This is a genomic window from Virgibacillus oceani, assembly GCF_014638995.1.
GTDB classification, from domain to species: domain Bacteria; phylum Bacillota; class Bacilli; order Bacillales; family Amphibacillaceae; genus Virgibacillus_E; species Virgibacillus_E oceani.
This window is the reverse complement of record NZ_BMFR01000003.1, coordinates 54,499-79,287: the sequence shown is the minus strand read 5'-3', so window position 1 is coordinate 79,287 and position 24,789 is coordinate 54,499. Positions and strand designations below refer to the sequence as shown.

The 24,789-nt window shown below is 37.2% G+C and carries 28 protein-coding genes; all 28 read left to right on the top strand.

Going from position 1 to position 24,789, the window contains the following annotated elements:
* Positions 1-57 precede the first annotated feature (57 nt).
* Positions 58-1,656, top strand: coding sequence for a flagellar basal-body MS-ring/collar protein FliF (fliF, locus tag IEV74_RS05655; RefSeq protein WP_188454392.1), 1,599 nt, complete (start codon positions 58-60; stop codon positions 1,654-1,656).
* Positions 1,657-1,668: 12 nt separating this feature from the next.
* Positions 1,669-2,679: a flagellar motor switch protein FliG gene (gene fliG / locus IEV74_RS05650; RefSeq protein ID WP_188454391.1), complete on the top strand. Its 1,011-nt coding sequence runs from the start codon at positions 1,669-1,671 to the stop codon at positions 2,677-2,679.
* Positions 2,672-3,427 (top strand): flagellar assembly protein FliH, encoded by a 756-nt coding sequence (gene fliH / locus IEV74_RS05645; RefSeq protein ID WP_188454390.1) that lies wholly within the window; start codon positions 2,672-2,674, stop codon positions 3,425-3,427. The genes fliG and fliH overlap by 8 nt, the downstream gene beginning before the upstream one ends.
* A gap of 3 nt (positions 3,428-3,430) precedes the next feature.
* Complete coding sequence (fliI, locus tag IEV74_RS05640) at positions 3,431-4,750, top strand: flagellar protein export ATPase FliI (RefSeq protein WP_188454389.1); 1,320 nt, start codon at positions 3,431-3,433, stop codon at positions 4,748-4,750.
* On the top strand, positions 4,750-5,196 hold the full coding sequence (gene fliJ, locus IEV74_RS05635; RefSeq protein ID WP_188454388.1) for a flagellar export protein FliJ: 447 nt from the start codon (positions 4,750-4,752) through the stop codon (positions 5,194-5,196). The genes fliI and fliJ overlap by 1 nt, the downstream gene beginning before the upstream one ends.
* 5 nt (positions 5,197-5,201) lie before the next feature.
* Entirely contained in the window at positions 5,202-5,810 is a 609-nt protein-coding gene (locus IEV74_RS05630; RefSeq protein ID WP_188454387.1) for a MotE family protein, read from the top strand.
* A gap of 32 nt (positions 5,811-5,842) precedes the next feature.
* Positions 5,843-7,126: a flagellar hook-length control protein FliK gene (locus IEV74_RS05625; protein WP_188454386.1), complete on the top strand. Its 1,284-nt coding sequence runs from the start codon at positions 5,843-5,845 to the stop codon at positions 7,124-7,126.
* 9 nt (positions 7,127-7,135) lie between these two features.
* Complete coding sequence (flgD, locus tag IEV74_RS05620) at positions 7,136-7,612, top strand: flagellar hook assembly protein FlgD (protein ID WP_188454626.1); 477 nt, start codon at positions 7,136-7,138, stop codon at positions 7,610-7,612.
* 2 nt (positions 7,613-7,614) lie between these two features.
* Positions 7,615-7,983 carry a TIGR02530 family flagellar biosynthesis protein gene (locus IEV74_RS05615; protein ID WP_188454385.1) on the top strand — a complete coding sequence of 123 codons (369 nt, stop codon included), beginning with the start codon at positions 7,615-7,617 and terminating at the stop codon, positions 7,981-7,983.
* A gap of 90 nt (positions 7,984-8,073) precedes the next feature.
* A complete protein-coding gene (locus IEV74_RS05610; protein WP_188454384.1) occupies positions 8,074-9,186 on the top strand; it encodes a flagellar hook-basal body complex protein in 1,113 nt (370 codons plus the stop codon).
* Positions 9,187-9,232: 46 nt separating this feature from the next.
* Positions 9,233-9,451: a flagellar FlbD family protein gene (locus IEV74_RS05605; protein WP_188454383.1), complete on the top strand. Its 219-nt coding sequence runs from the start codon at positions 9,233-9,235 to the stop codon at positions 9,449-9,451.
* On the top strand, positions 9,444-9,866 hold the full coding sequence (fliL, locus tag IEV74_RS05600) for a flagellar basal body-associated protein FliL (RefSeq protein ID WP_188454382.1): 423 nt from the start codon (positions 9,444-9,446) through the stop codon (positions 9,864-9,866). Before IEV74_RS05605 ends, fliL begins: the two co-directional genes overlap by 8 nt.
* Before the next feature lie 38 nt (positions 9,867-9,904).
* Positions 9,905-10,903: a flagellar motor switch protein FliM gene (gene fliM, locus IEV74_RS05595; RefSeq protein ID WP_188454381.1), complete on the top strand. Its 999-nt coding sequence runs from the start codon at positions 9,905-9,907 to the stop codon at positions 10,901-10,903.
* Positions 10,896-12,062, top strand: coding sequence for a flagellar motor switch phosphatase FliY (gene fliY / locus IEV74_RS05590; RefSeq protein ID WP_188454380.1), 1,167 nt, complete (start codon positions 10,896-10,898; stop codon positions 12,060-12,062). The genes fliM and fliY overlap by 8 nt, the downstream gene beginning before the upstream one ends.
* Before the next feature lie 21 nt (positions 12,063-12,083).
* Positions 12,084-12,446 carry a response regulator gene (locus IEV74_RS05585; protein WP_188454379.1) on the top strand — a complete coding sequence of 121 codons (363 nt, stop codon included), beginning with the start codon at positions 12,084-12,086 and terminating at the stop codon, positions 12,444-12,446.
* 7 nt (positions 12,447-12,453) lie between these two features.
* Positions 12,454-13,128 carry a flagellar biosynthetic protein FliO gene (fliO, locus tag IEV74_RS05580; protein ID WP_188454378.1) on the top strand — a complete coding sequence of 225 codons (675 nt, stop codon included), beginning with the start codon at positions 12,454-12,456 and terminating at the stop codon, positions 13,126-13,128.
* Positions 13,121-13,786, top strand: a complete 666-nt coding sequence (fliP, locus tag IEV74_RS05575; protein ID WP_188454377.1) for a flagellar type III secretion system pore protein FliP — start codon at positions 13,121-13,123, stop codon at positions 13,784-13,786. Before fliO ends, fliP begins: the two co-directional genes overlap by 8 nt.
* A gap of 18 nt (positions 13,787-13,804) precedes the next feature.
* Entirely contained in the window at positions 13,805-14,074 is a 270-nt protein-coding gene (gene fliQ / locus IEV74_RS05570) for a flagellar biosynthesis protein FliQ (RefSeq protein WP_188454376.1), read from the top strand.
* 3 nt (positions 14,075-14,077) lie between these two features.
* Complete coding sequence (gene fliR / locus IEV74_RS05565; protein ID WP_188454375.1) at positions 14,078-14,857, top strand: flagellar biosynthetic protein FliR; 780 nt, start codon at positions 14,078-14,080, stop codon at positions 14,855-14,857.
* 1 nt (position 14,858) lies between these two features.
* Positions 14,859-15,938, top strand: a complete 1,080-nt coding sequence (gene flhB, locus IEV74_RS05560) for a flagellar biosynthesis protein FlhB (protein ID WP_188454374.1) — start codon at positions 14,859-14,861, stop codon at positions 15,936-15,938.
* Positions 15,939-15,957: 19 nt separating this feature from the next.
* Entirely contained in the window at positions 15,958-17,991 is a 2,034-nt protein-coding gene (gene flhA, locus IEV74_RS05555) for a flagellar biosynthesis protein FlhA (RefSeq protein ID WP_188454373.1), read from the top strand.
* The gene (gene flhF / locus IEV74_RS05550; RefSeq protein WP_188454372.1) at positions 17,988-19,106 is read left to right on the top strand and encodes a flagellar biosynthesis GTPase FlhF; all 1,119 of its coding nucleotides are present in this window, start codon (positions 17,988-17,990) and stop codon (positions 19,104-19,106) included. Before flhA ends, flhF begins: the two co-directional genes overlap by 4 nt.
* Complete coding sequence (locus tag IEV74_RS05545; RefSeq protein ID WP_188454371.1) at positions 19,096-19,962, top strand: MinD/ParA family protein; 867 nt, start codon at positions 19,096-19,098, stop codon at positions 19,960-19,962. Before flhF ends, IEV74_RS05545 begins: the two co-directional genes overlap by 11 nt.
* A gap of 7 nt (positions 19,963-19,969) precedes the next feature.
* Complete coding sequence (locus IEV74_RS05540) at positions 19,970-21,025, top strand: protein-glutamate methylesterase/protein-glutamine glutaminase (RefSeq protein WP_188454370.1); 1,056 nt, start codon at positions 19,970-19,972, stop codon at positions 21,023-21,025.
* A 12-nt stretch (positions 21,026-21,037) separates the two neighbouring features.
* Positions 21,038-23,065 (top strand): chemotaxis protein CheA, encoded by a 2,028-nt coding sequence (locus IEV74_RS05535; RefSeq protein WP_188454369.1) that lies wholly within the window; start codon positions 21,038-21,040, stop codon positions 23,063-23,065.
* A gap of 20 nt (positions 23,066-23,085) precedes the next feature.
* A complete protein-coding gene (locus tag IEV74_RS05530) occupies positions 23,086-23,556 on the top strand; it encodes a chemotaxis protein CheW (RefSeq protein ID WP_188454368.1) in 471 nt (156 codons plus the stop codon).
* 9 nt (positions 23,557-23,565) lie between these two features.
* Positions 23,566-24,204, top strand: coding sequence for a chemotaxis protein CheC (locus IEV74_RS05525; protein WP_188454367.1), 639 nt, complete (start codon positions 23,566-23,568; stop codon positions 24,202-24,204).
* A complete protein-coding gene (locus IEV74_RS05520; protein ID WP_188454366.1) occupies positions 24,197-24,691 on the top strand; it encodes a chemotaxis protein CheD in 495 nt (164 codons plus the stop codon). The genes IEV74_RS05525 and IEV74_RS05520 overlap by 8 nt, the downstream gene beginning before the upstream one ends.
* The last annotated feature ends 98 nt before the right edge of the window (positions 24,692-24,789 follow it).

Sequence of the window (24,789 nt, the reverse complement as noted above, 5' to 3'; positions counted from 1 at the left end):
TAATCAAACCTCTATAAATAGATTTATCGTTAATATTGGAATTTGGCGGGGGAATATATGAAAGAAAAAATTTTACAATTCAAAGATACTGCTAAAACTTATTGGTCGAACCGATCGAAGAGTCAAAAGTGGATTTTCCTGGGATCCATTGGTATAGTTGTAGCTTTGATTTTAGGGATAACATTTTTTACAACGAAGTCGAACTTGGTTCCATTGTATAACAATTTATCTTTACAGGAAGTCGGTCAGATAAAAACCGAATTGGATGCAAGGGGTATACCGTATGAACTGGAGGATGGAGGCACGACGATAACAGTCCCTGAAGAGCAGGTTGACACATTATTAGTGGACCTTGCAGGACAGGGAATTCCCAATAGCGGCAATATTGATTATTCCTTCTTTAGTGAAAATGCTTCATGGGGAATTACTGATAATGAATTCAGTATGATCAAGCTGGATGCTATGCAGACTGAGCTTGCTAATTTGATAAAGGGTGTACAGGGTATAAAGGATGCAAAGGTAATGATTAATATGCCTAAAGATCCTGTATTTGTAAGTGATGCCAAACAGCCAGCAAGTGCGTCAATTGTGATTAATACACAGCCTGGGTATGAATTTCAGGGGAATCAAATCGATTCGCTATATACGTTAGTATCAAAAGCAGTTCCTAATTTACCACCTGAAAATATTGTTATCATGAACCAGTATTTTGAGTATTTCGATCGAAATTCGGACAGCATGAAAGGCAGCAATCAGGATACATATACATATCAGCAGACTGTAAAAAAGGATATTGAAAAAGATATTAAACGAAGAGTACAGCAAATGCTGGGCGCAATGGTCGGACCAGAGAATGTCATCGTTTCTGTTACCTCAGACATTGATTTTACAAAAGAAAATCGAACGGAAGAAATTGTAGAACCAGTTGACTTAGAAAACATGGAAGGTGTACCTGTCAGTATTGAGACAGTACATGAGACATATACAGGGAACCCTCCAGTTGGCGGCGAGCCTGGAACTGGTGACGGGGACATAACAAATTATGAGGCTACTGAAACCGGAGAAGACGGTGAATATGAATTAGTAAAGGAAACAATAAATAATGAATATAACCGTATTCGCAAAGAAATTGTGGAATCACCATATAAAGTTCGTGATTTAGGGATCCAAGTTGCAGTAGATAATGTGAAAGATAAGGATGGGGATGAAATTCAGTACCTGTCTGGGGCCGATCAAGAAGCTGTAAGAGCAGGAATCTCCTCGATTTTAAATTCTGTCATAAGTACATCTATTGATGAAGAATATGGTGATGTACAGCCAGAGGAGAAAATCTCGATCGTATTCCAGGAATTCAGTGGGGAAACAGAATTTCCAAATACAAAAGCACCAGTTATACCATTATGGATGTATATTGTAGGCGGCATTCTATTAATTGCGATAATTATTTTGGTTATTCTGCTAATGCGTAATCGTAAAGCAGAAGATGAAGATATTGTTGAGGAAACGATTACAACCGAATCACCGATTGAAGTACCGGAAATTGGTGACAATCAAGATTCAGAAGCAATTTCCCGCAGAAAACAATTGGAAAAAATGGCGAAGGATAAACCCGAGGATTTCGCAAAGCTTTTAAGAAGCTGGATTTCGGAGGATTAAGGAGGAATTGAAGTGGCCAGAAAAACAAAATTAACAGGAAAACAAAAAGCGGCAATCCTTTTAATCTCCTTGGGTCCTGACGTGTCTGCACAAGTTTATAAGCATCTGTCAGAAGAAGAAATAGAAAAATTATCTTTGGAAATATCGTCTGTTAAAAAAGTCGATTCTGAAATGAAAGATGATATTTTGGAACAATTCCATCAAATTGCTTTGGCGCAAGATTACCTTTCACAAGGAGGAATTGGTTATGCAAAAACGGTGCTTGAGAAAGCTTTTGGAAAACAAGAGGCTTCTGATATCATTAACCGATTAACGTCATCGTTACAGGTTCGTCCATTTGATTTTGCAAGAAAAGCTGACCCGCAGCAGGTGCTGAATTTTATTCAAGGAGAACACCCGCAAACAATCGCTCTTGTGTTGTCTTATCTGGATCCAGAGCAAGCCGGACAAATTCTGTCTGCATTACCGCAAGAGATGCAGGCGGACATCGCAAAAAGAATTGCGATCATGGATTCCACATCACCTGAAATTATTAGTCAGGTAGAGCAGGTATTAGAACGCAATATATCTTCTTCTCTAACGGAGGATTACACACAAACCGGTGGCATTCAAGCAGTTGTAGAAGTGCTAAATGGGGTCGACAGAAGTACTGAACGAACAATTCTGGATGCATTGGAAATTCAAGACCCCGAACTTGCAGATGAAATCAAAAAACGGATGTTTGTATTTGAAGATATTGTTATTTTAGATAATCGGGCAATACAGCGTGTTATCCGTGAGGTGGAAAATGAAGATTTACGATTATCGCTCAAAGTATCTAGTGATGAGGTAAAGGATATTGTCTTTAAAAACATGTCGCAGCGAATGGCTGAAACGTTTAAAGAGGAAATGGAGTTTATGGGACCTGTTCGCCTGCGTGATGTTGAGGAAGCACAAACGAGAATTGTTTCAGTTATTCGCAGATTAGAAGAAATAGGAGAAATTGTGATTGCCCGTGGTGGAGGTGACGACATAATTGTCTGATATTTTTTCGAATAATCCGGGTAGCTTAAAAAGAAAACAAATTAAAATTAGGCCAATCCAGCTGGAAAAACAAAAAGATGCCACAGAAGATAGTTTAGAAGAGGAATATGCTTCTATTAACGATAAATTACAGCTTGCAAAAAAGGATTTACAGCAACTTGAGCAGGAAAAAGAAAAAATGCTTGCAGATACAAAAGCGGTAATAAACGATGAGAAAAAAAATTGGCAGGACGAAAAACAATTATTAACGGAACAAGCTCAGGAAAAAGGGTATAACGATGGATTTGCAACAGGAAAACAGGAAAGTCTTGAAAACTACCAGCAATTGATAGATAGGGCAAACGCAATTATTGATGCCGCAACAGCTGATTACCATTCTGTTCTGGAGCAAAGTGATGGGAAAATAGTTGATCTTGCCATACATGTGTCGGAAAAAATTATGAAACAGCGATTTAGTGAGGAACCGTCAACGTTTTTACCAATTGTAAAAGCCGCGATAAAAGAAATTAAGGATCAATCGACCATCGTTATTTACCTGCATCCAGCTAATTATGAATTTGTCGTTAAGCAGAAGGAAGAGCTCGTTCAGCTTGTCGATAAAGAAACAAAACTATCCATATATGTAAAGGAAGAAATGGAAGAAAATAGCTGTCTGATCGAGCATCCATTTGGGGAAATAGATGCAAGTGTTGATACCCAATTATTACAAATTCGTAAAGTACTTCAAGAAATCGCAGGTGAATCGTAACCAATGAATCTAACACATTATCTTACTGCCATTGAACAAGCAGATACATATATGCGTTATGGAAAGGTGTTGCGAGTGGTAGGCCTTATGATTGAGTCGCAAGGACCCGATGCCAATATTGGTGAGGTTTGTTATATCCATTCTTCCAATAAATTAAAGAAGCCCGTTCTTGCGGAAGTGGTAGGTTTTAACAATGAAAAAATTATTCTGATGCCATATGCAGAGGTTACTGAAATTGGTCCTGGCTGCTTAGTTGAATCTGCTGGAACTGCTTTACAGGTTAAAATTGGACGAGGTTTAATTGGCAAGGTTGTAGATTCGCTAGGAAAACCCTTAGACAATTCTAAGCTGCCAAAGGGATTAGCCAATTATTTAACAGAGCAGTCACCACCAAATCCATTATCCAGACCAACCATCACTGAACCCATTCAGGTTGGAGTTAAAGCAATTGATTCCCTCTTAACTGTCGGAAAAGGACAGCGAATCGGAATATTTGCAGGCAGTGGTGTAGGTAAAAGTACATTGCTCGGTATGATTGCACGAAATAGTGGAGCAGATATTAACGTTATTGCTCTAATTGGAGAACGTGGCAGGGAAGTAAAGGAATTCATCGAGAAGGATCTTGGTGAAGAAGGTCTGAAAAAGTCAATAATTGTTGTTGCAACCTCTGATCAGCCAGCTTTAATGCGGATTAAAGGCGCATACACGGCAACAGCAATTAGTGAATATTTCCGTGATCTTGGTTATCAGGTTAACCTAATGATGGATTCGGTTACTCGGGTAGCAATGGCACAGCGGGAGGTTGGTTTAGCAACAGGAGAGCCACCTACGACTAAGGGATATACACCATCTGTTTTTGCAACATTACCGAAACTATTGGAACGAACAGGTACTAGTGAGCATGGAACAATTACTGCATTTTATACTGTCCTTGTCGATGGTGATGATATGAATGAACCAATTGCCGATACGGTAAGAGGAATTCTTGATGGTCATTTTGTGTTAGACCGGAGGCTTGCTGAGCAAGGACAATTTCCGGCTATCAATATTTTAAAATCAATTAGTCGGGTAATGAATCAGATTGCAGATAAAACACATCTGGACACTGCCCAAAAAATTCGTTCTCTGCTAGCGAAATATGAGGATAATAGCGAACTGATTCAAATTGGAGCTTATAAGCGCGGAACAGATCATGAAATAGATAAAGCGATTGCTTTTAATCCAATGATAAAAAACTTCTTAAAACAGGATATTTTTGAATACGTCACATTAGAAGAGTCAATTAATCATATGCAAAAGCTGCTTAATGGAGGTGCTGATTGATGACAGGAACGGTAGCGTTATCCAAGATTTTACATGTACGTGAGAATGAGAAATTAGATGCACAGAAGGCATACCATCACTCTATGGAACTCTTTGAGGAAATTGCCCTGCAGCTATATAACCTGCTCCGAAAAAAAGAAGCAGCTGAAGAATCGTATGAAGGTTTTTTACAGCGATCAATCGCGATCGACAAAATCAAGGAACAGGCTACCTACATAGAGCGGATCAACAAACAAATAAACGTACTTCAGGCCTCTGTGCAAAAAGCAAGAAGTGAAATGGAAACAAGGCAAGAAGAGTTAACGCATGCTCACGTGGAAGTTAAAAAGTTTGAAAAAATCATGGAGCATCGCCGAATGTCCCGTGAGGAAGAGATAAAAAAAATAGAAAACGCTACAATGGATGAACTGTCAATCCAACAGTATTTAAGTCACGGATATAGGTGAGTCGAATGGTAAAACAAAATAAACAGAAGAAAGAAAAAGCAAACCCGATCCTCTGGTTCTTTTTTGCAATTGTCATACCAATCGTTGTAGCAATTACACTTACAGTAATCATTTTCTCGGTTGCTGGTGTGAATGTAATGGATTGGGTTAAGAAAACAGGAAATAACATACCAGTTATCTCATCCGTTGTGACAACAGATGAAGAAAAGGATGCGAAACGTTCAGAAGCTAATATGCAAGAAGCAATTGACAATAAGGATGCAAAAATTGAGCAATTAACTCAAAATGTAACGGATCTTGAAGCAACTATTGATCGCCTTGAACAAGATATTGCTAAGCTGGAGAATAACTCGGACCCTACTATATCTGAAGAATCGTCTAATGAGAAAACAGTTACCGGTGATGCTGCCGCAAATCCAGTAAAGACAATTGCATCCTCGTATAAGGAAATGGACAGTGAACAAGCAGCGAAAATCATTGAAGAATTGAATGAAGAAATGGCTATTTCCATTTTAAATGAATTGCCTAATGATACGAGGGGATCTATTTTTGATGAAATGGATCCGAAGAAGGCTGCACAGTTAACGCAAATGTTTATAAATAGTGGAAATTAATTTTATTCTTATTTGAAAGGAGGTGAGAATAGGTGAACGCTATTGCAATGATGTTTCAACAAGTAAATCAGCCAGTTAATCCCAATTCGTTGCGTTCAAAGCAGAATTCTGGTGACAATGCCATTTTTCAAGGATTACTAGCGAATGCTCAACAGGCACCTTTAGCGATGGGCACAAATAAAATTCCTTTAAATGAAGATGAATTGATGAGCATATTGAAAAATATTCCAAAAGTGAAGAGTGAATTAGTTGATAAGCTTCAAGAATCAGGGGAGTTAGCGGGGTTATTTCATAGTGCTCCGTCCATGGAAGAAATTGTTCAGAATTTAGAAGAAGTGATGCAAAAACTTACGATTGCAGATGGGAGTTCTTTGACTCAAACGGCATCTGCACCGATGGAATTGAATGAATTGATAAATGCTGCGCCAAAAGATAATACAGCACTTCAGCAACAGTTTGCTGCATTGTTCCAAAAAGCAGAGACAGCATTAACACATCTAGCAAATGAGCAGCATGTCCCAAAAGCACTATCTTCATTAGTCGTTTTATTGGAACAATGGACAGCGCTTGAAAAAGCAAATCAAAACGGAAGCATTCATGTCCTTGAATCGTCTAAAGGTGCAGAACAAATAAAACTTCAAGGAATTTGGCGTGAATTGGTACAAGTCTTTCAAAAGCGAAATCAATTTATTCAAAACCAACAATACAATACGAATGCCAAGGTTACTAGTACAGATGTAGCAAAATGGGTTCAACACGCATTAAGCCGTCAACCTCAATTTGACAAGACAACAGGACAGCATGCAACATCGTTTTCGTCATTGCCGATGTCTCGTATAGAGCAATTCGTTATATATGTAAATCAATCACAAAACTCTGTACCAGCAGATCAGCAAGTAATGGAACAGTTTCAAAAAGTAATGAAGTCAAGTAAGTTTTTAGCAATGAATAATGGAACAACACAGCTTTCAATTGCATTACGACCTGAAAACTTAGGTGAGATGATGGTTAAATTAACGCAAATAAATGGGGAAATGACCGTAAAAATTATGGTCACAACTCATGCAGCTAAAGAAATGCTGGAGTCGAATATGCATCAGCTTAAGCATATGTTTTCACCACAGCAGGTAGTCGTTGAAAAACAGGATTTTAATTCGCAATCTGCACAAAGTTTTCAAGGCAAACAACAGGATGATGGCTGGAATGATCGCGGGGAAGGTGGACAATCCCAGCATACAAATGATGACAATAATAATCAGGCAAATGATGATGCTGAGACGCAATTCCATGATCTATTAATGAATGAGGAAGTGTAGGTGAAACAGATGCCAAAAATTGATCCATCGTTGTATTTGCAGAATCAAAATACGGCACGAACTCCAAGTCCAGAGCTTGGCAAGGATGAATTTTTACAGATTTTAATGGTTCAGCTGGCAAACCAGGACCCAACTAATCCAATGGATGATCGTGAATTTATTTCACAAATGGCGACATTTTCATCACTTGAACAAATGATGAACATGACAAATTCAATAGATACACTTGTACAAAGTCAGTTAGTGTCACCTGTTATTAAATATAGTCACATGATTGGCAACGAGGTTACGTACCAGGCATATGACGAAGAAACAGGAGAAAAGCTGGATATTGAATCAAGTAAAGTTGTTGCAGTGAGCCAACAGGATGGGTGGGCTATATTGGAATTGGAGAATGGTGATAAGGTATATGCCGATGCAATTATAGAGGTAAGAGACCCTAGCATAGATACGGATGAGGAACCTGATTCTGAGGGAAGTGAATAATTATGGACCACCGTATCCATCAGACACAATCACATGCTTTACAATTTCCTGCAATGAAAAAGCCTGGAGTAAAGCAACATATTTCAGCGAACTTTAAAGATGTTTTAAGAGAGGTACAATCACTAAAGGTTAGCAAACATGCTGAAGAACGATTGAACGAACGAAACATTACAATTAATGAAAAAGAATGGCAAACAATCTCAGAAAAAATGTCAGAGGCAAGACATAAAGGTGTCACGGATTCCCTAGTAATTACAAATAAAGCAGCATTAGTTGTAAGTACGACAAACAACACTGTCGTAACAGCTATGAATCGAGATGAAGCGTCAAGCAAAATTTTTACTAATATTAATGGTACGATTTTAATTTAAAAAAAGGCTGGACCCAGATTGGGAGGCCAACAAGCTGCTGACTGATTGATGCAGCTTATACAAACAAACCAATAAAGGGGAGAACTAATTATGTTACGTTCCATGTATGCTGGTATTTCAGGTATGAAAGGATTCCAAACGAAACTAGATGTTATTGGCAACAATATTGCCAACGTAAATACGGTGGGTTTTAAAAAGGGACGCGTTACATTTCAGGATATGATGAGTCAAATGACAAGAGGTGCACAAGGGGCGACTGCTTCACGCGGTGGTGTCAATCCAATGCAGGTTGGTCTAGGTTCACAGCTAGGATCAATTGACAATATTCATACACAAGGCTTTCGTCAAACAACTAACAATCCATTAGACTTTGCATTAGAAGGTGACGGAATGTTTGTTGTGGCAAGTGAGCTTGGTCCTGGAAATACTCTGGGCGGGGCTAATGTTGCCTATACAAGAGCAGGTAACTTTTATTTAGATGAAGCAGGTAACATTGTAAATCCTCAAGGGTTATATTTAATGGGGTTTCCAGCATTTGAAACTGGACAAAATATTGTAGTTACTGATGATGAAAATGATGTGAAAATTAATATTACGCTAGACAACAATAATAATATATTGGCCGCGACTGATAAAGATGGGGCTGATATTAGTGATAACATTGCATATAATGGTGGTATTTTTACTATAGAAGACGATAGCGGTAATATAATTGCAGAAATTACCCAGGATACAAACGGTAAAATGACTGCAGTTAATGGTAGTAATGAACCGATTGAATTAATTTCCGAAGCAACTGTCGATTATAATACCAATCCGAATATAGCAAGTACATTAACAATACCTGAATCTGCACAAAGCTTTAGCATACAGGCAAATGGAATTGTAAACTACATCGATGAATTTGGTACTGTGCGTGTTGCAGGGAAAATTGCCATTGCAAATTTCTCTAACCCCGCGGGACTTCAGAAGGCAGGCAGTAACCTATATTTAAATTCAGAAAACGCTGGTTATACCGGATTGGTAGAGCCTGAAACTGATGGCACAGCTTCCATCGTTAGCGGTGCACTTGAAATGTCAAACGTTGACCTGGCTGAAGAGTTCACGGAAATGATCACGGCCCAGCGTGGATTCCAGGCGAATACTAGAATAATTACAACATCTGATGAAATCCTTCAAGAGCTTGTAAATCTAAAACGATAGGTAAGGAGGTAGGGGATGTAGCTTAACATTACATCCCCGCCATTCGATGATTCAACTTACTAAGCTAAATAACGAGACATTTACTTTAAACGCGTTTATGATTGAAAAATTACAATCCCATCCTGATACGACCATTACATTAATGAATGGGAAAACAATTGTTGTAAGAGAAACGGAAAAACATGTTTCTGATTTGATTACAGCATATTATCAAAAAATTGGATTACAAGGCTGGTTGCAAGAGGCAGGTGAAGTAGATGAGTAGCGGACTAGTAAAGACGATGGTAACAGCATTAATAACACTGTTAGTGGCAGGCGTTGTGGCACTCGTCGTCGTGTTGAATTTAAATGGGGATAAAAATGAAGGAAGTGCGCAAACAATCGATGAAATTGTTGAACATTCCTATCAGACTTCTGAACTGACAACAGACTTACAGGATGGGAGCTTTGTTCGTATCCAGTTTCAAATCATAACCAACAGTAAAGATGCTAAGGAAGAAGTACAAAAACGTGAATTTCAATTAAAAAATATTTTGATTAAAGAATTAGCTAAAATGAATGAGAAAGACTTTAAATCTGGTCTATCTGACTTAGAAGATGTGGTTCAATTAAAACTCAATGAGGTTATGACAGAAGGCTCGATCACTGACGTTTATACAATCAACAAAATATTACAATAAAATTAATAGCAATTACTCCGATATGGAGGTGAGGATTTTTGGTAGATGAGGTACTTTCGCAAAATGAGATAGATGCTTTACTATCTGCGATTTCATCAGGTGAAATGAATGCAGATGAATTAAAAAAAGAAGAAAAAGAAAAGAAAGTGCGAGTTTATGATTTTAAACGGGCATTGCGTTTTTCAAAAGATCAAATACGCAGTTTGTCGAGAATACACGAGAATTATGCTAGATTATTAACTACTTTTTTCTCAGCGCAGCTCAGAACCTATGTTAATATCTCTGTTGCGTCAGTTGACCAAATTCCTTATGAAGAATTTATTCGGTCTGTACCCAAAATGACGGTGCTGAATATATACAGTGTTGCTCCATTAGAAGGAAGAATATTAATGGAGGTAAATCCAAATATCGCTTATGGTATGCTGGATCGAATTCTTGGAGGAAAAGGCAGCAGCGTTAATAAGGTTGATAACCTGACAGAAATAGAAACTATACTAATGTCACAGCTATTTGAAAAAGCAATTGTAAATTTACAAGAGGCATGGTCATCTTTAGTTGAAATCGATCCTATTTTAGAAGACTTTGAGGTTAATCCACAGTTCTTGCAAATGGTTTCACCTAATGAAACGGTTGTTGTTGTTTCATTGAACACAACTATTGGTGAAGCAAGCGGTATGATTAATATTTGTATCCCGCACATAGTATTGGAACCAATCATTCCTAAGCTGTCTGTGCATTACTGGATGCAGACATCAACTAAAGCAAGGGATCCTGAAGCATATGAAAAGTTATCAACCAATTTACAGCAGGCTAGTGTTGAAGCGGTAACACTATTAGGAGAGACTAAAATAGATATTCAGCAGTTTTTGAATTTAAACAGAGATGATGTTATTGCACTAAATCAGCCAATTGATCAGGCGTTAACTTTGACAATTAATAAAGAACCAAAATTTTACGTTCAACCAGGCAAGCATAAAAATAGAATGTCCGTGCAGGTGCTTGAGGAAATTAAGGGGGGAACCGATAGTGATGAGTGATGGTATGCTTTCCCAGGATGAAATAGATGCACTATTAAAAATAGGTGCTGAAGAGGATGAAGAAACGGAGAACCCATCAAATTCAACAGATACAGAGGAAGATGTACACGATTATTTATCCAGTATTGAAGTGGATACGTTAGGTGAAATAGGAAATATATCATTTGGGAGCTCTGCTACAACATTATCAACTTTGTTAAATCAGAAGGTGGATATTACAACACCGAAAGTAGCTATAATTAAGAAATCTAATATTGAAAATGAGTTTGAATTTGAACATGTAAGTATTCAAGTAAATTATGTGGAAGGATTTAGCGGACAAAATGTACTCGTGATTAAGTCTGAAGATGCGGCTGTTATATCGGATATTATGTTAGGCGGCGATGGTACAGCACCGGCGGAAGCGTTAAATGATATCCATTTGAGCGCTGTTCAAGAGGCGATGAACCAAATGATGGGATCCGCAGCAACTAGCATGTCTACTGTTTTTGGGAAACGAGTTGATATATCACCTCCATCTATTAATCTGGTAAACACGGATAGTGATGATGATATTAGTGTGATAAAGGATGAATTAGTTTTCGTAAAGGTTTCGTTTCAGTTGAAGGTTGGTAATTTAATTGATTCTAATATTATGCAGTTAATCCCTATTTCGTTTGCCAAACAATTAGTGGATCAATTGTTAAATGTTCCTGAGGAGAATGATTTGGACGAGGTGGCAGCTTCAATTGAACAATTAGAAAAACCTAAAACAGAACAATTAAAACAAAATACGGAACAAATTGAACCAGCAAAATCTAGCAATCCACAATACCTTGGTGATGCTAATCATAAAAACGCTTCAATCGAGCAAGCGGATTTCTCTCCTTTCGATCAAGTAGAGTTAAACAAAAATGAACAGCGGAATCTTGATATGCTTTTAGATATTCCATTAAAAGTAACTGTTGAACTTGGCCGAACCAAGCGAACAATCCGGGATATATTGGATTTATCTGCAGGATCAGTAATTGAATTAGATAAACTAGCAGGTGAACCGGTTGATATATTTGTAAATGAAAAATTAATTGCCCAAGGGGAAGTTGTTGTTATTGACGAGAACTTCGGTGTACGTGTAACAGATGTAATCAGTCAATCAGCAAGGTTAATGAAACTAAAATAGAGAATTCAAGGGGGAAATAATATGGCACAAAGTATTTTAATTGTAGACGATGCAGCATTTATGCGAATGATGATAAAGGATATTTTAAGCAAAAATGGATTTGATGTTGTAGGTGAGGCACAGGATGGTGCGCAAGCTGTTGAAAAATATAAAGAATTAAAGCCGGATCTTGTAACAATGGACATTACAATGCCTGAAATGGATGGAATTACTGCACTTAAACAAATTAAGGAAATGAATTCTGAGGCAAAAATTATTATGTGTTCAGCAATGGGACAACAAGCAATGGTTATCGACGCAATTCAAGCTGGCGCGAAGGATTTTATTGTTAAACCGTTTCAAGCTGATCGTGTAATTGAAGCAATCCAAAAGGCTCTTGATTAAGAAACGAGTGAGTACTGTGATTAAAAAAGCAGCTTTAAGCGTTGCAGCAGTGTTATTGGTTTTCATAACAGGCATTCATGATCATGCGTTTGCAAAAGCACCTAATGCGAAAGATTGTATCGAAGGAAATGCAGAATGTCCAGATTTGGAAAATTCAACTTCAAACGAAAGTGAACCGGATGATTCAGCAGCTAATACAAAAGTCAATGAGGATAACGGGCTATCAATATTTACGTTGATAAAATTGTTTTTTTCCTTGTTAATTGTTTTAGGACTCATCTATGCATTGCTTAAATTTTTAAATAAACGGAATAAATTATTTCAGAAAGTTAAAGCACTAGAGAATTTAGGCGGTATATCTGTCGGACCCAATAAGTCGATACAGATTGTACGGGTCGGAGGCAAATTCTATTTAATCGGTGTGGGTGAAAATGTTGAAATGCTCCATGAAGTGACAGATCAAGAAGTTATCAATGATTTATTACATAATAATGAACCAAGCGAATTTCAGGCAGGAACATTGTTTACATCTTTATTTAAGCAAAAGGCAGAAACTGATGATGCATCCAAAAAGAAGAATAATGACTTTAACAAAATGTTTGCAACAGAACTTGATAAACTCAAAACGAGCAGAAAAAAAATAATCGATCAGTTCAGTGGTAAGGAAGATAAACATGAATGAATTTGTTGATATGTTTTCTAGTTCGGATCCATCATCCATTGCAACATCTGTAAAACTACTATTATTGCTGACAGTCTTATCGTTAGCACCTAGTATTCTGATTTTAATGACGAGCTTTACAAGAATAATAATCGTATTATCATTTGTAAGAACTTCACTTGCGACACAGCAAATGCCGCCAAACCAGGTTTTAATCGGTTTAGCATTGTTTTTAACCTTTTTTATTATGGCTCCTACCTTTAATGAGGTTTATGATGAGGCATTACAGCCGCTTTTTAATGAAGAAATCTCATTGGATGAGGCTTATGATAAAGCAAGTGCTCCTATGAAAGATTTTATGGCTAAGCATACGAGACAAAAGGATTTAGCTCTATTTATGAATTATGCGGAACTTGAAAAACCGGAAACCGTACAGGATATTCCAATGACAACGCTTGTACCTGCGTTCGCCATCAGTGAATTGAAAACGGCTTTTCAGATGGGCTTTATGATCTTTGTCCCGTTTTTAATCATTGATATGGCCGTAGCAAGTGTTCTCATGTCTATGGGTATGATGATGCTGCCGCCTGTTATGATTTCGTTGCCATTTAAAATATTATTGTTTGTTTTAGTGGATGGCTGGTATTTGATTACACATTCCCTATTAGAGGGATTTTAGTGAGAGGGGGCTGTTTGTTTGAATAGCGAATTTGTTTTAACCTTAGCCGAAAAAGGCATCTATACAATCTTGCTAGTAACTGGTCCACTGCTTATATTGGCACTAGCAGTCGGACTTCTGGTAAGTATTTTTCAAGCTACAACACAAATTCAGGAACAGACGCTTGCCTTTATTCCTAAAATAGTGGCCGTATTAGTTGGATTAGTATTTTTTGGTCCTTGGATGCTGACAAAAATGGTTGAGTTTACTGTCGATCTTTATCAAAATTTGAACCAGTTTGTAGGGTAAAGCATGTTAGACATAATTAATTTAGCAAGTATACCAGTATTTTTATTGATCTTTGTCCGTGTTGCGGCGTTTTTTGTAACATTGCCGTTGTTTTCGTATCGCACCATACCGACACCATTTAAAATAGGATTTAGCTTTTTTCTGGCATTCATTATGTATTATACCGTTGACGCATCGAATATTCCGCTTGATGAGATGTATTTGATGTTACTTATAAAAGAAGCAATTGTTGGGCTAATGGTTGGTTTAATCGCTTATATTATTTTAGCGGCGATACAAATTGCTGGCGGATTTATTGATTTTCAAATGGGTTTTGCCATTGCGAATGTCATCGATCCGCAAACCGGTGCACAAAGTCCTTTGACAGGACAATATTTTTATATTATTGCACTACTTTTTTTATTATCGGTTAATGGCCACCATTTATTAATAGATGGAATTTTTTATAGTTACAATTTAATTCCGATCGATGCATTTATCCCGTTTCAGGATGGATCCATTATTGAATTTGTGATTGATACATTTAATCAAATGTTTCTCATTGCATTTCAGATGTCTATACCTATTGTCGGCTGTTTGTTTTTAGTCGATGTTGCTCTGGGAATAATTGCTCGTACAGTGCCGCAATTAAATGTTTTTGTTGTTGGGCTGCCATTAAAAATACTTGTTAGTTTTATCGTCATTTTATTATTTCTTAGCTTGTATGTTGTGTTAGTTAGAACACTGTTTGAATCTATGTTCGATTCTATACATGGTCTTATGCAGCTGTTCGGGGGTGCTTAGCTTGCAAGTAAAACTGGATTTGCAATTTTTTGCAGGGGAAAAGACGGAGAAAGCAACACCGAAAAAACGGCAGGATTCTCGGAAAAAGGGGCAAGTTGCCAAAAGTCAGGATATCAATACAGCATTCCTATTGTTTTTTACATTTATGGTTTTATATATTTTTGGCGGATTTATGGAAAAGGGGATGACTGGCTTATTCCAAACATCATTCACCGAATATGTACAATGGGATCTAACTGAAGACAGTGTACACAAGATTTTTCTGGAATCGACTATTGAAATGGCAAAAATCATTGCGCCAATAATGGTCATTGCAATCGTTGCTGGATTGGCAGCAAATTTCGCTCAAATAGGGTTTTTAGTTACTTCTGAACCGCTTAAGCTTGATTTAAAGAAAATAGATCCTATCCAGGGTGCAAAGAAGATTTTTTCGATGAGGGCAATTGTTGAGCTGTTGAAATCGTTATTAAAAATTGTCTTTATAGGTGCGATAACCTTTTTTATCATATGGTTCTATAAAGATGATATGATGATGCTTTCGTTTAAAACCGTTGAAAACGCTATTGGCTTTTTTGGGAAAATTACAATTATCATGGGGATCTCAGCTACAATCGCATTACTATTTATTGCAGTGTTTGATTACGCCTATCAGCGGTTTGATTTCGAAAAAAGTATTAAGATGTCAAAACAGGATGTCAAAGATGAACATAAGAACATTGAAGGAGATCCATTAATAAAATCTAAAATAAAGGAAAAGCAACGTCAAATGGCAATGAGACGGATGATGAGTGAAGTACCAAATGCAGATGTCGTTATTACTAACCCGACGCATTTCGCAATTGCTATTAACTATGATGAGGAAAGAGCAAGTGCTCCATATGTAGTAGCAAAAGGGGTAGACCATCTTGCGTTCCGTATAAAAGAAATTGCTAAGGCGAATGACGTTATAACTGTTGAGAATAGACCACTTGCAAGGGCGTTATATGAAAAAATAGAAATTGGTGACATCATTCCGGAAGAGTTTTACCAAGCGGTTGCAGAAATATTGGCTTATGTCTATCGACTGGAAAATAAAGTTTAAGCAATAAGGGGAGTCATCTATGAAAGCACGCGATTTGTCCGTACTTTTAGGAGTTATTTTAATTATCGTTATGTTAGTTGTTCCATTACCGGGATGGCTATTAAGTGTACTTATTTTATTAAATATATCATTAGCACTTATCGTTATTTTAGTTTCGATGAATACACAGGAAGCGTTACAGTTTTCCATTTTTCCTTCACTCTTATTGCTATTGACTTTATTTCGTCTAGCGTTAAATGTATCAACGACCCGATCCATCTTGTCTGAAGCAGATGCTGGTGGCGTAGTAGCAACGTTCGGCTCGTTTGTAATTGGTGATAATCCGTTAGTTGGTTTTGTTGTATTCATTATATTAGTTATCATTCAATTTCTGGTTATCACCAAAGGGTCAGAACGTGTATCAGAGGTAGCGGCACGATTTACTCTGGACGCAATGCCAGGTAAGCAAATGAGTATTGATGCTGATTTAAACGCGGGATTAATCTCTGAACAACAAGCAAAGGAACGACGCGAAAAGGTAGAACAGGAAGCCGATTTTCATGGTGCAATGGACGGGGCAAGTAAATTTGTTAAAGGTGATGCGATTGCCGGTATCATCATCGTATTAATCAATATCATATTTGGATTGATCATCGGTATGGTGCAGATGGATTTCACCTTTTCTGAAGCTATTAACACGTACATGCGCTTAACAGTAGGTGATGGCCTGGTCAGTCAAATACCTGCCTTATTAATCTCTACAGCTACAGGAATTGTAGTAACCAGAACAGCATCAGCAGGCAATTTAGGAAGTGATGTTACCGCACAATTATTACAATATCCAAAGCTTTTATATATTGCAGCAGGTACGATTTTTCTGTTAGGTCTTACACCGATAAACTTCTTCTTAACAACAACGATTGCGGGGTTATTGGGTTTGAGCGGTTATATATTACTTCAGCAGACACGTGTTAAGGAAATGCCTGACATAGAGGAAGAAGAGGAGACGGAAAGCTCAAGTATGAAATCGCCTGAAAATGTTGTAAATCTATTAAATATGGATCCAATCGAATTCGAATTTGGCTATGCATTAATACCATTAGTAGATGCTAGTCAAGGTGGGGATTTACTGGATCGGGTCATCATGATAAGACGGCAATTGGCAATTGAGCTTGGAGTTGTTATCCCGGTAGTAAGAATTCGCGATAACATTCAGCTTAACCCTAATGAATATCGTTTGAAAATCAAAGGAAATGAAGTTGCTTTTGGAGAATTACTGTTGGATCATTATTTAGCAATGACGCCAGATATTGATGATGACAGTTTAGAGGGAATTGAAACGAAAGAGCCTGCTTTTGGACTGCCTGCAAAATGGATTTCAGAAGATAGCAAGGATGAAGCCGAATTAACTGGTTATACGGTTGTCGATCCGCCATCTGTTGTCTCTACGCACATTACGGAAGTGATTAAACAGCATGCCCATACATTACTTGGAAGACAGGAAACGAAACAATTAATAGATCACCTTAAAGAGAACTATCCAATTCTAGTGGAGGAGGTTACACCAGAACCGTTACCTATTGGTGATATTCAAAAGGTACTTGCAAAGCTGTTAAAGGAAAATGTTTCAATCCGTAATTTGCCGATTATTTTTGAAACATTAGCTGATTTTTCTAAGATGACTAATGATACGGAGCTGTTAGGTGAATATGTAAGACAAGCACTGTCAGCTCAAATTACAAAGCAATATGTAAACAATGACTTATCTTTAAAAGTAGTTACAGTTTCCGGAAGTGTCGAGAAGATGATTGCAGAGGGAATTCAGCAAACAGAGCATGGAAATTACTTAGCACTAGATCCAGATTCACAACAGTCCATTGTTAAAACGATTCATGAAGAGGCTGAAAAATTATCATTGCAGGAAGAGACAGCAATAGTCTTATGCTCTCCAGCAATCCGTATGTACCTAAAGCAATTGCTGGAGCGTTTCTTACCACAGGTCGTAGTGTTATCTTATAATGAACTAGAACCTAACGTACAGGTTCAAAGTGTTGGGGTGGTGAATGTTGCATGAAAGTGAAAAAATACGTAGCACCAACGATGCCGGAAGCAATGAATCAAATACGTAAGGAGCTAGGTGCAAATGCTGTTATATTAAATTCAAAGGAAGTAAACCAGGGAGGATTTTTAGGGTTTTTTAAGAAGCGAAAAATAGAGGTGGTGGCTGCAATTGATCCACAGCCCCACGCTCCCAAAACATCTAATACTAGTTACAATACCACATCAGAAAAACCGAAAGCTCTTAAGGGCAATGCAAGCAATGATGTATTACAGGAAATTAAACACTTAAAGAAAATCATTGAACAGCAGTCCTTACAGACAAGACATCATTACCAACCTGATTATAAAATTGTGTATCAGCATTTAATTGACCAGGAAATTGAGTCCGATCTAGCATCAGAATTGATTGAAAATGTAATAAAACAACATGAAGAAAAGAAGATTGAGCCGACCCTTGAACAAATTTTTCAGGATGTAAAATATCAAATTACAGATCAATTACATTTCCTTTCTTTTGAAGGTATACGTTACGATAAGAAAATAATTCATTTCGTTGGTCCGACAGGTGTAGGGAAAACGACGACCATTGCGAAAATAGCTGCGAAAAGCATGTTGAATGAAAATAAAAAGGTAGCGTTTATCACTGCTGATACGTATCGTATTGCTGCAATTGAGCAATTAAAAACGTATGCACGAATATTAGATGTACCAATTGAAGTTGCATATAATTTAAACGACTATAAAACGGCAGTAGAACAGTTTGCAAATTATGATTTAATCCTAGTCGATACAGCAGGAAGAAATTTTCGTGAAAAAAAATACGTTGCAGAGTTAAAACGCAACATTCAATTCGAGACAGATATAGAAACATATCTTGTCCTTTCCCTTACTGCAAAGCCGAAAGATATTCAAGATATCTATGATCAATTTCAGCATATACCCATAAAAGAACTGATCTTTACAAAAATTGATGAAACAAGACAATATGGCAGTATGCTCAATGTCATGCTAACCAATAAAAAAGGAATAGCATTTCTAACTAATGGACAAGACGTACCTGACGATTTGATTCAACCATCCCCGGAATTGATTACCAGCTATATCATAGGTGAGAATCATGATTCGTGATCAGGCAACAGGTTTGCGACGTAAATTGTCAATTTCCAAAAGTCCTAAACAAGCAAAAACAATTTCAATTGTAAGTGGTAAAGGCGGGGTCGGAAAATCAAATTTCGCACTAAATTTTTCTTTAGAATTAGTCAACCAAAACAAGAAAGTACTGCTATTTGATTTAGATGTAGGGATGGGAAACATCGATATATTAATGGGGCTAAAGGCTGATAAAACAATTGTCGATATGTTTAATGAGCAGCTTTATCTGGATGAAATAATTGAAACAGGACCGAATGATCTTGCGTATATTGCAGCAGGTTCCGGTTTGACAGACTTTTTTTCGATGGATCAAGAAAAATTGGAGTTTTTTTTAGAACAATATAATGATTTAGTTCAAATGTATGATTTTATCGTTTTTGATATGGGTGCAGGTGCATCAAATGATAGCTTTTCATTTATTATGGCCTCTGATGAATGTATTGTTATAACAACTCCTGAGCCTACTTCTATTACAGATGCATATGGAATGATAAAGCATATTGTAAACAAAACGCAAAAAATGCCGATATATGTGGTAATGAATCGATCTGCATCGAGAAAATATGGGTTAAAAGCCCTAGATAATTTCGAAGGCGTTATCAGACAATTTTTACAAGTTGATGTTCAGCTTCTGGGAGTCCTTCCTGATGATAAAACGGTACAAACTGCAGTTTTGAAACAAACACCATATCTATTGCTCAATGATAGAGCAGCTATTTCAAAATCTTTAAAACATACCGTTTCTGTCTATCTATCTGATTCAATTAATTTAGCTAGAAGGGAACCTTTTTCTTTCGTACAAAAAATAAAACAACTAATGATTGAGAGGTAAACTTCAGATGAATCCTATACGTGTTTTGGTAATTGATGATTCAGCATTTATGCGTAAAATGATTCAGGATATATTGTCTAGTGATAAACGGCTTGAGATTGTCGGTACAGCTAGAAATGGGGAGGATGGGATCAAAAAGATACATGAACTATCCCCCGACGTTGTTACATTGGACGTTGAAATGCCTAAAATGGACGGGATTACAGCATTACAAAAAATAATGGAAACCAATCCACTTCCAGTTGTAATGCTTTCAAGTGTAACCATAGAAGGAGCAAGAAAGACCGTTCAAGCCATTTCAAATGGTGCAGTTGATTTCATTTCAAAGCCTTCGGGTCCAATATCATTGGATATAACGACGATCAAACAGGAAATCATATCTAAGGTTATTGCAGCATCGCAGGCAAAGCTTCCGAAAAAAAAGCAGGAGCAACCGCATTATGCAAAAGGAAATCTAGAGGCGGTTTCTTATTCACGGAAACATGCGAAATCTATTGTTACAATTGGTACATCAACCGGAGGGCCAAGAGCTTTACAACGGGTTTTAACGGATTTACCAGGGGATTTCATGCCTCCCATTGTAATTGTACAGCACATGCCCGCGGGTTTTACAAAGTCGCTTGCTGATAGGTTGAACACGCTAACAGGAATACATATTAAAGAAGCCGTTCACGGTGAGATCATACAACAGAATACAGCCTATATAGCCCCTGGAAACTACCATATGCGAATTCACAGGTTCGGGACAGCACTAGTAATTGATTTAACACAGGATGCTGCTTATAACGGTCATAGACCAGCAGTGGATGTTTTGTTTAAATCGGTTGCACAGTTGAACAATATAAATAAAATTGCCGTTCTTTTAACTGGAATGGGAAGCGATGGGTCAGAGGGTATTAAAAAGTTAAAAGAAGAAGACCCAAATGCGTATGTTATTGCTGAATCAGAGGAAACATCAGTTGTTTATGGAATGCCAAAAGCTGCTTTAAAGACAAATTGCGTAAATCAGGTTATTCATCTGCATCAGGTCGGTGAAACCATTACGCATTTAATTAAAAAGTAAGGGGGACGCAAGATGGACACAACGCAATATATGGATGTATTTATTGATGAAAGTAACGAACATTTAGAAGTATTGTACAAACAGCTATTGGAATTAGAAAAAAATCCGACAGAAAAAGCAATAATTGGTGAAATTTTTCGTGCAGCACATACATTAAAAGGAATGTCCGCAACAATGGGGTATAACGATTTAGCAAATTTAACCCATAAGCTAGAGAATGTATTTGACGGTATTCGCTACGATAGAATTATTGTTCAAACAGAAATGATGGACGTGCTTTTTGAGACGGTAGACCATTTAAATGCAATGGTAGAGGATATTGCAAGCGGCGGTGATGGAAAAAGAAATGTCAGTCAAATTGTTACTTATCTGGAAAAAATCGAAAAAGGAGATCAATTGGAACAGGCAAGTGAGACACCAGTAAATTCCGCAAAACAAGATTCTCTTCAAACCATTACTGCTTTAGACGAGTTTGAAATGACGATTTTAAATGAGTCAGCTGAAAGGGGATTTTCCAATTACGAAATTACTGTCATGCTTCGTGAAGATTGCCTATTAAAAGGGGCACGTGTTTTTATGGTCTTTGAAGTATTGGAGAAGCTTGGCGAAGTAATTAAATCAGAACCATCCGTAAATGATTTGGAAGAAGAAAAATTCGAAAATTCATTCACGGTTATTTTAGTTTCTAAACAAGGGGAACAAGAGATAAAGAATAAAATTAAAAAGGTGTCAGAGATTGAGAATGTTGAAATCAATCATTTCTCTAATCCATATAATTATAAGAATACAAATCAACAAAATGATGAACACCAAGTTAAAGAACATACGAATGATCAAACGGAACAACCTGCAACAAATGCTGGAAAAAGTACTGGTAAATCATCTTCAAGCAAGACAATTCGAGTTAATATTGAACGTTTAGATATTCTAATGAATTTGTTCGAGGAACTGGTTATTGATCGTGGAAGACTTGAACAGATCTCAGGGGAATTAAATCATCAGGACCTTCAAGAGACAGTTGAACGGATGTCTAGAGTATCTGGAGATTTACAAAACATTATTTTAACAATGCGAATGGTACCTATTGACCAGGTCTTTAACAGGTTCCCACGTATGATTCGTAAACTGGCACGTGATTTGGATAAAAATGTTGCTATCGATATTGTTGGTGCCGAAACAGAGTTAGATCGAACAGTTATTGATGAAATTGGCGACCCATTGGTACATTTAATCAGGAACGCGATGGACCATGGTATTGAAACTCCACAGGAAAGGCTGAAAAAAGGGAAGCCAGAACAAGGTACTATTAGACTGGAAGCCTATCATAGCGGAAATCATGTTTTTATAGAAATAGCCGATGATGGAGCAGGCATAAATAAAGATAAAGTATTAAATAAGGCAATATCCAACGACGTAATTAGCAGAAATCAAGCTGAAGCATTAACAGATAAACAAATATATGAACTTATCATGGAAAGCGGGTTTTCTACTGCAGATACAATATCAGACATTTCCGGCCGCGGGGTTGGCCTGGACGTTGTTAAAAATACAATTGAGTCATTAGGTGGAAATATCTCAATCGATGCAACAGCAGGAAAAGGATCTATATTCTCTATACAGCTCCCATTGACTTTATCTATTATATCTGTTCTGCTGGTCGAACTTAATAAGGAAAAGTATGCAATTCCATTGTCATCTGTTATTGAAACGGCAATTATTCATAAAGATCAAATTATGCACGCTCATAATAAGAAGGTTATAGATTTTAGGGGTAAAGTAGTTCCGTTAGCATTTTTAAATGATATTTTCAATGTGCCAAAAGATAATACGGATGATTCTGACTTTGTATCGATTGTAATAGTTCGTAAAGGAGATAAAATGGCAGGACTTGTTGTAGATTCATTTATAGGACAGCAAGAAATAGTTCTGAAAACACTTGGCAATTATTTAACAAATGTGTTTGCGATATCTGGTGCGACCATACTCGGTGATGGACAAGTTGCACTGATTATTGACAGTAATGCATTAATAAAATCGTAAAAAGCAGGGGGAAAACAATAATGGCAAACGAGACATTAATCGATAAAAAGGTAATTGTATTTCAATTAAAGGATGAAGAGTATGCGGTTTCAGTTCAACAAGTTGGATCAATCGAGAGGATTGTGCCTATTACTCGAGTCCCGCAAACTGCAAATTTTGTAAAAGGTGTTATTAATATGCGTGGAGTAGTTACTCCAGTCATCGATTTACGAGTACGATTTGGAATGGAGGAAACCGAATTTAGTGATTCGACACGTATTATCATTGTCTATATGGATGAGATGGAAGTTGGTTTAATTGTTGATGCAGCAAATGATGTTATTGATATACCGGAAAGTGCAATTGAACCAGCTCCAGAGGTAGTCGGCACCGTTGATGTAGATTATATAGAAGGGGTCGCTAAGCTTGATAGCAGACTATTAATTTTGCTTAATTTACAAAGAGTATTGTCTAATGAAGAAATTAACGAGTTGAAATCGGTGGAAGGATAGATTGTAACAATGGATTTCAACGCCGGTTTTTCTATTGTGCAAATGGATGTATTACGCGAGATAGGTAATATTGGTTCCGGTAATGCAGCCACTTCCATGTCAAAATTGATAAATAAGAAAATAGATATGCAGGTTCCTTCAGTTAATGTTGTTGCTTTTGATGAAGTTATGGAGATGATTGGCGGCCCGGATAAGCTAATTGTTGCTCTATACATACGAATTCAGGGAGAAGCCCCCGGTTCCGTGTATTTTATCCTAACGAAAGAGGAAGCGGAATTCTTAGTAAGGCAAATAACGGATGACACGGAATTTAAGCTGTTAGATGATAAAGCGCCAAATGATATTGCAATTTCTGCACTGCACGAGATTGGAAATATACTCGCTGGATCCTATCTATCAGCATTGTCTGACTTTACGGGGATCAATATGCAGCCATCTGTCCCTTCGTTAAGTGTTGACATGGCTGGGGCGATTCTAACAGTTGGACTTCTGGAGTTATCACATGTAACTGATTATGCTATTGTGATAGACACAAAAATAAATGATCAATCAGATAGTAGTGGCATACACGGTCAATTTCTACTATTGCCTGATCCAGAATCATTTTCGAAAATTTTTTCAAATTTAGGAATCAACGAGCATGAATGATACACATACAGTTATTAAAGTAGGAATTGCAGATTTAAATATCGTAACTGCACCTGATACAATACGCACTTCTGGACTTGGTTCGTGTGTAGGAGCAGTCATTTATGATTTACCAAAAAAAATAGCTGGTCTTGCCCATATAATGCTGCCAAATTCAACCTTTGCGAAACAAACACAGATAAATGCTTACAAATATGCGGATACAGCTATTGATCGTTTGGTAGAGCAATTACTAGATAATGGAGCAAGACAGCATGCTTTAAAGGCAAAATTAGCCGGTGGTGCACAGATGTTTCAGTTTTTGTCGTCAGATACAATGCGAATCGGCCCCCGGAATGTTGAGGCTGTGCAACAAAAGTTAACAGAACACCAAATTTCAATTGTATCGCTGGATGTTGGCGGAAGCTGTGGAAGAACGATTGAATTTGATCCTGATACGGGTAAACTTAAAATACGGACGGTTAATAAGGGAGAAGCAGTTATTTAATACTTTTGCAGAAAGCTCAAAAAGTCACTAAATGTATATTTTAAATTTCTATTCCCGACTTAATTATTCGGCGGCTTTTTGAACATACAATTTTAAAA